The sequence below is a fragment of the Cribrihabitans pelagius genome (assembly GCF_048820915.1).
Classification (GTDB): domain Bacteria; phylum Pseudomonadota; class Alphaproteobacteria; order Rhodobacterales; family Rhodobacteraceae; genus Cribrihabitans_A; species Cribrihabitans_A pelagius.
Window position 1 is genome coordinate 1 of the sequence record NZ_JBMERR010000048.1, and the last position, 9,994, is coordinate 9,994.

The window sequence follows — 9,994 nt, forward strand, 5'->3', positions numbered from 1 at the left end:
TTGGGGAAGAAAGGCTCAAGGCGCGCCATCTGCGCGTCAGTTAGCCAGAAAAGATCAGACATGGTCACCGCTCGTTTTCGAGCCGTGAATCATACCGATAGCCGAAAATCAATGGGTCCTGACCCTACTCCGGACTGAAATCCAGCAATAGCAGTCAGATACGGAGCAGTCATACAGTGTTCACGGAACGGTACTCTTGGCATTCCTAAAAGTTTGCCACCGCTGTTTCCGCAGCGGTGGCAAACTTTTGGTGGTCAGAATTGCAGTCTGAACTGGTCAAATTGCAGACTGATGCTGACTTTCACACTGACTTGCCGGACACCAGCCTTCAGCCGCACTTGGAATGGCCGCAGCTGCGGCAGGTCATGCAGCCTTCGACCATCTGCATGTCGTATTGGCCGCAGCTCGGGCAGGCCTTGCCGCGAGGCTGGTTCAGGTTGACGACCTGTGCCTGCGGGTCGGACTTCAGGCCCATGCCCTCGCCTTCCAGGAAGCCGGTCTTGACCAGATGCGTCTCGATCACGCCCCCGATCGCGGCCAGGATCGAGGGGATGTACTTGCCCTGGACCCAGGCGCCGCCGCGCGGGTCGAAGACCGCCTTCAGCTCTTCCACCACGAAGGACACGTCGCCGCCGCGGCGGAACACGGCCGAGATCATCCGGGTCAGTGCCAGGGTCCAGGCGTAGTGCTCCATGTTCTTGGAGTTGATGAAGACCTCGAACGGGCGGCGGTGGCCGTTGATGATGATGTCGTTGATGGTGAGGTAGATCGCGTGCTCCGAATCCGGCCACTTGAGCTTGTAGGTATGACCCTCCAGGCTCTGCGGGCGGTCCAGCGGCTCGGACATGTAGACGACTTCGGCCCCGTTCTCGTCCACGTCGCTCTCATGCGGCGCCTTGGCGGTCTCGCCCGGGGCGGTGTCGGCGCTTTCGCTCACCGACAGGACCGAGCCGGTCACGTCGTTCGGGCGGTAAGTGGTGCAGCCCTTGCAGCCTTGGTCCCAGGCCTGCATGTAGACGTCCTTGAAGGCGTCGAAGGAGATGTCCTCGGGGCAGTTGATGGTCTTGGAGATCGACGAGTCGATCCACTTCTGCGCCGCTGCCTGCATCTTGACGTGGGCTGCGGGGCTCAGCGTCTGAGCGTTAACGAAATACTCCGGCAGCTTGGCGTCGGCGCCGAACTTCTCGCGGTACATCTGCACCGCGTAGTCGACCACTTCCTCCTCGGTGCGGGAGCCGTCCTTCTGCAGCACCTTGCGGGTGTAAGCATAGGCGAACACCGGTTCGATCCCCGAGGAGACATTGCCGGCATAAAGCGAAATGGTGCCGGTCGGCGCGATGGACGTCAGCAGAGCATTGCGGATGCCATGCTCGCGGATCGCGTCGCGCACGTCGTCGTCCATGTTCATCATATTGCCGGACGCCAGATAGGCCTCGGCATCAAACAGCGGGAAGGCGCCCTTTTCTTTGGCCAGGTCCACCGACGCCAGATAGGCGGCGCGGGCAATCGCGTGCAGCCATTCGTCGGTCTGACGCGCCGCTTCGTCGGTGCCGTATTCCAGACCCAGCATCAGCAGCGCATCGGCCAGGCCAGTGACGCCCAGGCCGATCCGGCGCTTGTTCTTCGCTTCCTGCGCCTGCGCCTCCAGCGGGAATTTTGACACGTCGACGACGTTGTCCATCATCCGCACCGCGGTGGCGACCAGTTCCTGCATCGCGTCCTGGTCCAGATGCGCGTCGCCCTCGAAAGGGTTTGCCACCAGGCGGGCCATGTTGATCGAACCCAGCAGGCAAGCGCCATAAGGCGGCAGAGGCTGCTCGCCGCAGGGGTTGGTGGCCGAGATGTCCTCGCAGTAGGACAGGTTGTTGGCCTTGTTGATGCGGTCGATGAAGATCACGCCCGGCTCGGCATAATCATAGGTCGCCTGCATGATCTTGTTCCACAGATCGCGCGCCTGCACGGTGTGGTAGACCTTGCCGTCAAACACCAGGTCCCAAGAGCCGTCGGCCTTCACCGCTTCCATGAAATCGTCGGTCACCAGCACCGACATGTTGAACATCCGCAGGCGGGCCGGATCGGATTTTGCGGTGATGAAATGTTCGATATCCGGGTGATCGCAGCGCATCGTCGCCATCATCGCGCCGCGGCGCGAGCCTGCCGACATGATGGTGCGGCACATCGCGTCCCACACGTCCATGAAGGACAGCGGCCCCGAGGCATCCGCCGCCACGCCCTTCACGTCGGCGCCGCGCGGACGGATGGTGGAGAAGTCATAGCCGATGCCGCCGCCCTGCTGCATGGTCAGCGCGGCTTCCTTCAGCATGTCGAAGATCCCCGACATGCTGTCCGGCACGGTGCCCATCACGAAGCAGTTGAACAGGGTCACCTGGCGCGCGGTGCCCGCGCCTGCGGTGATCCGGCCCGCGGGCAGGTATTTGAAGTCTTCCAGGGCGGTGAAGAACTTTTCCTCCCAGACCTCGGGCTTTTTTTCCGCCCGCGCCAGGTCGCGCGCGATGCGCCGCCAGCTGTCCTCGACAGTGACATCGATCGGGGTGCCGTCTGCCTGTTTGAAACGGTATTTCATATCCCAGATCTGCTCGGCGATGGGGGCGGCAAAGCGGCTCATGTGTCGGTCCTTTGAGTCGTGAAGGCGGTAAGGAATGGCGGTCTGGATACACCAGGGGCGGCGGGAGGCTCAACGCGGAAAACGCATTCCATTACGATTTTCTTACTCAGCATACCACAACACCTTGCTGGAACCAAACCGCGACCTACTATATAAAGGCACCTTTCGGGAATACTCTGTGGGGAATCTGTGGATAACTTCATCAATCTGGTAAAGCTTTCAGTGGGGACTGAAAGCGTTGACAGCCTGATCGCCTGGCAGAAATCGCAAAGCGCGCGCGCGCCCTGCGGGCACCCGCGCCATGTCACCCGGATGTGGCCGAAGCGCGAGGGCGAGCTGCTCAACGGCGGCTCGATCTTCTGGGTCATCAAGGGGCTTATCCAATGCCGTCAGCGCATTGTGAGCCTCGAAGAAGTGACCGGAAGCGACGGCACCCGGCGCTGCGCCATCGTGCTCGATCCGGCAATGCACCGCACCCAGACCGCGATCAAGCGGCCGTTTCAGGGCTGGCGCTACCTCAAGCCCGGGGAAAGCCCCGCTGACCTGCCGCAGGGCCGCAGCCAGGAAGAGCCGCTGCCGCCGGAACTGTCGCAGGCGCTGGCCGAAATCGGCGTGATCTGACCGGAACTGACGGGCGCCGCTCCGCCACCCGGCCGGCACGGACAGGCGGTTAGCCGCCGCCTGCCCTACGCCCGCTGGAAGATTACTTCGCTGCCAGATTACTTCAGCAGCGCCAGCAGTTCCTTGGCCGCCGCTTCCGAGGAGGCCGGGTTCTGGCCGGTGACCAGCTTGCCGTCGACGGCAACATACGGCGCCCAATCCTCGCCCTTCTCGTAGTTGCCGCCCTTTTCCTTCAGCATGTCCTCGACCAGGAAGGGCACCACATCGGTGAGGCCCACGGCCTCTTCCTCGCTGTTGGTGAAGCCCGCGACGCGGCGGCCCTTGACCAGCGGCTCGCCATTGCTGTCGGTCACGTGGCGGAACACGCCCGGCGCATGGCAGACGGCGCCGACGGGGCGGTCGGATGCGGCGAAGCTTTGCAGGATCTTGCGGCTATCGGCATCCTCGGCCAAGTCCCACAGCGGGCCGTGGCCGCCGGGATAGAAGACCGCGTCGAACTGATCCGCCTCGACGGAGGCGAGCGTCACGGTACTGGCCAGCGCCTCCTGCGCCGCCTCATCCTGCTTGAAGCGCCGGGTGGCGTCGGTCTGGGCGTCCTCGGAATCGGATTTCGGGTCCAGCGGCGGCTGGCCGCCCTTGGGCGAGGCCAGCGTGATCTCGGCACCGGCGTCGCGCAGCACGTAGTAGGGCGCGGCAAATTCCTCCAGCCAGAAGCCGGTCTTTTCCCCGGTGTTCCCCAGCTGATCGTGCGAAGTCAAAACCATCAGAATCTTCATATCCTGTCCTTTCAGTTGGAGTGTACCCCACCCCAACTATGCCCGGTTTGCAGGATTATAACCCGGGCGCCCCAAAAAAAGGCCGGCGCCCGGGATTACAGAAAGTCCATCTCACCCGCCCGAACCCGCAGGCCCGCGGCTCGGCGGCTCAGCCGTCGAGCTTGGCAAGCAGCGCGTTCAGCGCCGCCTTTTCGGCGCCGGTGCATTTGGCCACCCGGCTGCGCCAGAGCGTCGCCTGGGATTTCAGCACCAGCCCGTCCGAAAGCAGTTTCAGGTGGTTCGCCCGCAGCGTCTCCCCGGTGGAGGTGATGTCAGCCACCATCTCGGCAGTCTCGTTCTTCACCGTGCCTTCGGTGGCGCCCTGGCTGTCGACCAGCTGGTAGTCGGCAATGCCCGCGTCGGTCAGGAACTCGCGTACAAGCCGGTGGTACTTGGTGGCGATCCGCAGCCGGTGCCCGTGCCGCGCGCGGAAGGCCGCGGCCACCGCATCGAGATCGTCGAGCGTGTCAACGTCGATCCAGCACAAGGGCACCGCGAGGATCAGGTCGGCGTGGCCGAAACCGAGAGGCTCCACCTCTTCCAGCTGCTGCTCCCAGCGCGGCAGTTTTTCATGCACCAGATCGGTGCCGGTGACACCCAGATGGATGCGGCCCGCCGCCAGCTCGCGCGGGATCTCGCCCGCAGACAGAAGCACCAGCTCCACCCCGTCGACGCCATCGACGCGGCCGGCATATTCGCGCTCCGCCCCGGTGCGCTCCAGTGTCACACCGCGTTTGGCAAACCAGTCGAAGGTCTTCTCCATCAGCCGCCCTTTGGACGGCACCCCAAGCTTCAGCGTCATGGCTTGCCCGCCTCCAGTTGCAGCATCAGATCCGGCCGCAGCACCCCGCCCACGGCCGGGATCTCCTCACCCTCACCCAGCCTGCGGGTCAGCGCGTCATAACGCCCGCCGCTGGCGACCGGCGGCAGATCGGGGCGCGTGGCGGGGTAGAAGCCGAAGACGAAGCCGTCGTAATACTCCATCGAGGTGCGCCCGTAGGAGGCTTCGAAGTCGAGCGTGTCGACATCGACCCCGCGTGCCTTCATCGCTGCGGTGCGCGCCTCCAGCCGGTCCAGCGCCGGGGTGATCGCGGGCAGATCGACCGCAATGTCGCGCATCCGCTCCAGCGCGAAAGGCACGGTTTCGCGCACCGCCATCAGCGCCTCTAGCGCCAGCAGCTCATGCTCGGGGATAGGCGCAGCGGCGGCATCGGCGCGCAAGGCCTCGATCCGCTCCTGGATCTCGGAGGCACGGCGCTTGCCGATTTCCACCGTCGAGCCCGTCAAAACGCCCTCGGAGGTCAGGAGCTTCTTGCGGCCCGCCGGCACCGGCGTGCGCCCGGCATAACGGTCCAAGAGCGCGCGGAAGCGGCGCGGCCGCCAGATGTGGCGCATCAGCGCCGCCTTGCGCTTCTCCGTGGTCTCCAGCCCCTCGACCGCGGCCATCAGGATGCCGATATCGCCGGTCGCCGCGCGCAGCGGCAGCCCGCGCACCTGCAGGGCAAACAGCGCGAACACCTCGGCATCAGCCGCCGCCGCATCGTCGCGTTCGAAGACCTCATAGCCGACCTGCAGATATTCGTTGGGCCGGTCCGGATCGATCTCCTGGCGGCGGAACACCTCGCCTGAGTAAGTATATCGGGCGGGTTCAGCGCCGTCGCGCATATGCGCCTCCACCACCGGCACGGTGAAATCGGGACGCAGCATCTGCTCGCCGCGCAAGGCATCCGAGGTGACATAGGCGCGGCCGCGGATATCCTCGCCATAGAGATCAAGCAGCGTGCCTGCGGGCTGCAGCAGCGGTGTGTCCACCACCTGCGCGCCCGCGGCCTCGAACCGCAGCCGAAGCATCGCGGCCCGGGCCTGCACGGAGGCCTGGGCTTGCGAACGGACCGTCATGCGCCGCCCTGCCCGTCGAGGATTTCACGCACTTTCGCAACCAGTTCCGCGCGCGGCACTTCGAACTGGCTCGGGCGCTCCTTCCACTCTTCCAGGGTGGCGCTTTCGGCGATCTTCGCGCCCAGGATCAGGTCCTTGATCTGCACGATGCCCTTTGCCTTCTCGTCGCCGCCTTCGATCACGGCAACCGGCGAGTTGCGCTTGTCCGCGTATTTCAGCTGATTGCCGAAGTTCTTGGGGTTGCCCAGGTAGACCTCGGCGCGGATGCCCGCGGCGCGCAGTTCGGCTACCATCGCCTGGTAATCCGCCATCCGGGCGCGGTCCATCACGGTGACCACCACCGGGCCCGTCGCCTGCGCCTGGATGCGGCCCTTCTCGCGCAGCGCGGCGAGCAGCCGGTCGACCCCGATAGAGACACCGGTTGCGGGCACTTCCTGGCCGGTGAAGCGCTTCACCAGATCGTCATAGCGCCCGCCGCCCGCAACCGAGCCGAACTGCCGCTTGCGGCCTTTCTCGTCGAGGATCTCGAAGGTCAGTTCCGCTTCGAACACCGGGCCGGTGTAATAGCCAAGCCCGCGCACCACGGAGGGGTCGATCTCGATCCGGTCAGGGCCGTAGCCGCCCGCGGCCAGCAGCTCGCCGATCTGCTCCAGCTCGGCAATGCCCTCCTGGCCCGCCTTGCTGTCGCCCACCGCAGCGCGCAGGTTGGCGATCGTGCCAGTAGCATCCGCCGCCTTGGAGGTGAGGAACGCCAGCACCGGCGCGGCCTGATCCTCGCTCAGGCCAACCCCGTCGATGAAGGCGCCGGACCCGTCGAGCCGCCCCTTGGTCAGCAGCTCGCGCACGCCCGCTTCGCCCACCTTGTCGAACTTGTCGATGGTGCGCAGCACGTCCTCGCGCTTGCCGTCCGTGTCTTCCAGCCCCATCGCCTCCAGGACGCCGTTCAGGACCTTGCGGTTGTTGACCCGCACCAAATAGTCGCCGCGCGAAATGCCGACGGTCTCCAGCGTGTCGCTGAGCATCGCGCAGATCTCCGCATCGGCCGCCATCGAGGCGCTGCCGACAGTATCCGCATCACATTGATAAAACTGGCGGAACCGCCCCGGCCCCGGCTTCTCGTTGCGCCAGACCGGCCCCATCGCATAGCGCCGGTAGGGCGTCGGCAGATCGTTGCGGTGCTGGGCGTAGACCCGCGCCAAGGGCGCCGTCAGGTCATAGCGCAGCGCCATCCAGTCGCCCTTATCGTTCTCGTCGAACTCCTGCCAGGCAAAGACCCCCTCGTTCGGGCGGTCCACATCGGGCAGGAACTTGCCCAGTGCCTCGACGGTCTCCACCGCCGAGCTTTCCAGCGCCTCGAACCCGTAATGATGATACACACCCGCGATGGCCCGCAGCATCTCGCTGCGCTGGGTCACCTCCGCACCGAAATAGTCACGGAACCCCTTCGGCGTCTGCGCCTTGGGGCGGGGCTGTTTCTTCACTTTGGCCATCTCGGCCTCCTCGCGGGTGGTTGGGTCAATTGCTCGCCGCGGGGTCTAGCCCAAGCGCCGCCCCGCGGCAAGGCACGAGGCCCGCGCCCAAGGCCGCATCCCGCATATTCACCTTGCAAAAATACTCCCGCCGGAAGCACCGCGTCTTTGTGCAGCAAAGGCGCATCGCTGGACCATGGCCCGGCCTCAGATCTCCGCAAAATCCCCGCCGCGCCCGCGGCCTGCGGCAAAGCGCGCAGCGCCTGCCTGCCCCTCGGCGGCAAAGACTGCGGCCGAGCGCCACTCGCGCCGCAGCGCCGCCGCCAGCTCCGCAGGCTGCATCCGCGCGGACAGGTGATCGGCGCGCAGGCAGAGCTGCGGGAAGCGGGTGAGATCGCGGGCCAGCTCCAGCGCCGTCTCCAGCGCCGCGCCGCGCGCGCACGTGCGATTGGCAAAGCCGAGCTGCAGTGCCTCCTCAGCCCCCGCCGCGCGCCCTGTGAGGATCAGGTCGTTGGCCCGCCCCTGACCCAGTATCTGCGGCAGCCGAACGGTGCCGCCGTCAATCAGCGGCACGCCCCAGCGGCGGCAGAACACCCCGGTGACGGCCCCCTCCGCCATCACCCGCAGATCGCACCAAGCGGCAAGCTCCATCCCGCCCGCCACTGCCGGGCCTTCGATGGCGGCAATCACCGGCTTCGGCAGCATCAGCCGCGAGGGTCCCATTGGCCCCGGCAAGGGCGCGCCAACCGGATCGTCCCAGCCCCCGGGGATGTCCAGCCCCGCGATCCAGCTTTCCGCCGCGCCGGATCCTGCCGACTTCAGATCGAAGCCGGCGCAGAAACAGCCGCCCTCCCCGGTCAGCACGGCTACTTGCGCTTCCGGGTTGGCCTCGAACCCCAGGAATGCGTCGTAGAGCGCCTGCGCGGTCCCCGGGTCCACCGCGTTGCGGGCCTCGGGCCTGCACAGGGTGACGGTGGTGATGCCTTCGCGGGTCTCGCTGCGGATCGTCATGGCCGGCCCTCCTCCGGCGGCAAGCCTGATACACCCCGGGCTGGACGGGCAAGCCCCTTGCGCCTATGACGTCACGGCGCAGCGCAGGAGAGCAAGGATGCAGCATCTGGAAGAGCAAATCGCCCATCTGACCCGCAGCGTCGACGAGATGAGCGAGGTGATCGCCCGCCAGCAGCAGGAGATCGAGGTCCTCACCCGCCGGGTCGCCATGCTGATGCAGCGCGAGGCCGACCGGCAGCAAGAGGGCAGCGGCGGTGCGGTCTTCGGCGACGAGCGCCCGCCGCACTACTGACGGCCGCGGCGGCGCGCCGAAGCCTGCCACGGGGGCAAGAATTTTCCAAAATTCTTGCCCGGAAAATTCGGATTTTCCGGGCCGCCAAACGCCGGGCACGCGCCTGACGCCGCGGGATCGTGCAAATCCGGCGCACATTAACCTCCGCGAAAGAGAACTTCTGCACTTATCTTTTGCGCAGAAATGACGAGAAACGGGAATTCGACGTGGCACGCAATGCAGAGCTGGTCCGCTTTTGGTTCGAAGAAGTCTGGTACCGTGACAACAATGAGGTGCTGGGCGAGATGTTTTCGCAAGACACCTCCGCCACCGGCCCGGTCTCCAGCCTGATGGGCACGCAGTTCATCGCCTCGGATTTCGTGACCACGATGAAGGCCCTGCTGGGCGGCGCGCCGGAGTTCGAGTTTTCGGTGTTCGAGGAAGCCGGCGACTGGGTGATCACCTGTTTCACCGTGAAGGTCCTGAACCACCCGCGCCGCCCGCCGTTCGATTTCGACGGCCAGATGATCTTCAAGGTCGCGGACGGCCGCATCAGTGCGATCCACTCCAGCCTGAACTACATCAAGCTGTTCGAGGGTCTGGGCCAAATGCCGCCCGACACTCTGCCGGTCTGCCTTAGCGGCGCCGAGCTGGTCTGGATATAGCCCGGCACCGCTGACCGGACCGCCCGTGGGCGGGGTTTCGCGAACCGGTGGAGTGGCGTGCCCGTAGCCATAAAAGGCATTTCATGCCTTCCCTGGCCGACTGCACAATCTTGCGCTCAGTTAGCCTAACCCGACAACCACCCCGTCCGGGCGAACTGGCGCAGGCCAGAGGCGCCGCACGCCAGTCTTCCGCCTCTGAAGATACCCAGGACTGCACTTGGGTACAGTTGGACACCTCCGGAAACCTCTGGTTGATCGGCGGATAACGTGATTCACTTCCCGCGCAACGGGGAGGCGGCCATGTCGAGGCAAGCAGGCTTCTGGAGCGTTGATGACCGGCTGGCGGAGATCTCGGCGGGTGGCGATCCGCTGGAGACATTGAATGCCACGGTGGATTTCGAGCGCTTTCGGCCAATTCTTGAGTGCGCGGCTGGCAGGCCGCGCAGTTCCAAGGGCGGTCGACCGGCTTTGGACATTGTGCTGAAGTTCGGAATGCTGGTGCTGCAGAGCCTGCATGGACTGTCGCTCGAGGGAACCGAGCGTATGGTTCGGGACCGGCTCAGCTGGATGCGGTTCTGCGGTCTCGGGATCGCCGGCACAGTGCCGGACGCGAACAC

General features: G+C 65.5%; 10 protein-coding genes. 4 read left to right on the plus strand and 6 right to left on the minus strand.

Going from position 1 to position 9,994, the window contains the following annotated elements; all coding sequences use genetic code 11:
* Positions 1 to 328 precede the first annotated feature (328 nt).
* Complete coding sequence (locus ACOHX0_RS21500; RefSeq protein WP_420679296.1) at positions 329 to 2,626, minus strand: adenosylcobalamin-dependent ribonucleoside-diphosphate reductase; 2,298 nt, start codon at positions 2,624 to 2,626, stop codon at positions 329 to 331.
* 189 nt (positions 2,627 to 2,815) lie between these two features.
* On the opposite strand from ACOHX0_RS21500, the gene ACOHX0_RS21505 reads away from it, so the two are divergent.
* Positions 2,816 to 3,247, plus strand: coding sequence for a DUF1489 family protein (locus tag ACOHX0_RS21505; RefSeq protein WP_420679297.1), 432 nt, complete (start codon positions 2,816 to 2,818; stop codon positions 3,245 to 3,247).
* 98 nt (positions 3,248 to 3,345) lie between these two features.
* Here the strand turns inward: ACOHX0_RS21505 and ACOHX0_RS21510 are convergent, their stop codons facing one another.
* The 5 genes from ACOHX0_RS21510 to ACOHX0_RS21530 form a co-directional block, all read right to left on the minus strand.
* The gene (locus tag ACOHX0_RS21510; protein ID WP_420679298.1) at positions 3,346 to 4,023 is read right to left on the minus strand and encodes a type 1 glutamine amidotransferase domain-containing protein; all 678 of its coding nucleotides are present in this window, start codon (positions 4,021 to 4,023) and stop codon (positions 3,346 to 3,348) included.
* A gap of 148 nt (positions 4,024 to 4,171) precedes the next feature.
* The gene (hisG, locus tag ACOHX0_RS21515) at positions 4,172 to 4,864 is read right to left on the minus strand and encodes an ATP phosphoribosyltransferase (protein WP_420679299.1); all 693 of its coding nucleotides are present in this window, start codon (positions 4,862 to 4,864) and stop codon (positions 4,172 to 4,174) included.
* Positions 4,861 to 5,961, minus strand: a complete 1,101-nt coding sequence (locus ACOHX0_RS21520) for an ATP phosphoribosyltransferase regulatory subunit (protein WP_420679300.1) — start codon at positions 5,959 to 5,961, stop codon at positions 4,861 to 4,863. Before ACOHX0_RS21520 ends, hisG begins: the two co-directional genes overlap by 4 nt.
* Positions 5,958 to 7,451, minus strand: a complete 1,494-nt coding sequence (gene hisS, locus ACOHX0_RS21525; protein WP_420679301.1) for a histidine--tRNA ligase — start codon at positions 7,449 to 7,451, stop codon at positions 5,958 to 5,960. Before hisS ends, ACOHX0_RS21520 begins: the two co-directional genes overlap by 4 nt.
* A 186-nt stretch (positions 7,452 to 7,637) precedes the next feature.
* On the minus strand, positions 7,638 to 8,441 hold the full coding sequence (locus tag ACOHX0_RS21530) for a crotonase/enoyl-CoA hydratase family protein (RefSeq protein WP_420679302.1): 804 nt from the start codon (positions 8,439 to 8,441) through the stop codon (positions 7,638 to 7,640).
* A gap of 97 nt (positions 8,442 to 8,538) precedes the next feature.
* Here ACOHX0_RS21530 and ACOHX0_RS21535 point away from each other — a divergent pair, with 97 nt between their 5' ends.
* The 3 genes from ACOHX0_RS21535 to ACOHX0_RS21545 all read left to right on the plus strand — a co-directional run.
* Positions 8,539 to 8,733, plus strand: coding sequence for a SlyX family protein (locus ACOHX0_RS21535; protein WP_420679303.1), 195 nt, complete (start codon positions 8,539 to 8,541; stop codon positions 8,731 to 8,733).
* 206 nt (positions 8,734 to 8,939) lie between these two features.
* On the plus strand, positions 8,940 to 9,377 hold the full coding sequence (locus ACOHX0_RS21540) for a nuclear transport factor 2 family protein (RefSeq protein ID WP_420679304.1): 438 nt from the start codon (positions 8,940 to 8,942) through the stop codon (positions 9,375 to 9,377).
* Between the two features lie 300 nt (positions 9,378 to 9,677).
* Positions 9,678 to 9,994, plus strand: a 317-nt coding sequence (locus ACOHX0_RS21545) for a transposase (RefSeq protein ID WP_420679305.1), incomplete at its 3' end; no start/stop codon positions are given.

Bases quoted from the DNA above. Each gene is read 5' to 3' on its own strand.
- ACOHX0_RS21510 (WP_420679298.1), bottom strand. From the start codon at position 4,023: ATGAAGATTCTGATGGTTTTGACTTCGCACGATCAGCTGGGGAACACC.
- hisG (WP_420679299.1), bottom strand. From the start codon at position 4,864: ATGACGCTGAAGCTTGGGGTGCCGTCCAAAGGGCGGCTGATGGAGAAG.
- ACOHX0_RS21500 (WP_420679296.1), bottom strand. From the start codon at position 2,626: ATGAGCCGCTTTGCCGCCCCCATCGCCGAGCAGATCTGGGATATGAAA.
- hisS (WP_420679301.1), bottom strand. From the start codon at position 7,451: ATGGCCAAAGTGAAGAAACAGCCCCGCCCCAAGGCGCAGACGCCGAAG.
- ACOHX0_RS21520 (WP_420679300.1), bottom strand. From the start codon at position 5,961: ATGACGGTCCGTTCGCAAGCCCAGGCCTCCGTGCAGGCCCGGGCCGCG.
- ACOHX0_RS21535 (WP_420679303.1), top strand. From the start codon at position 8,539: ATGCAGCATCTGGAAGAGCAAATCGCCCATCTGACCCGCAGCGTCGAC.
- ACOHX0_RS21530 (WP_420679302.1), bottom strand. From the start codon at position 8,441: ATGACGATCCGCAGCGAGACCCGCGAAGGCATCACCACCGTCACCCTG.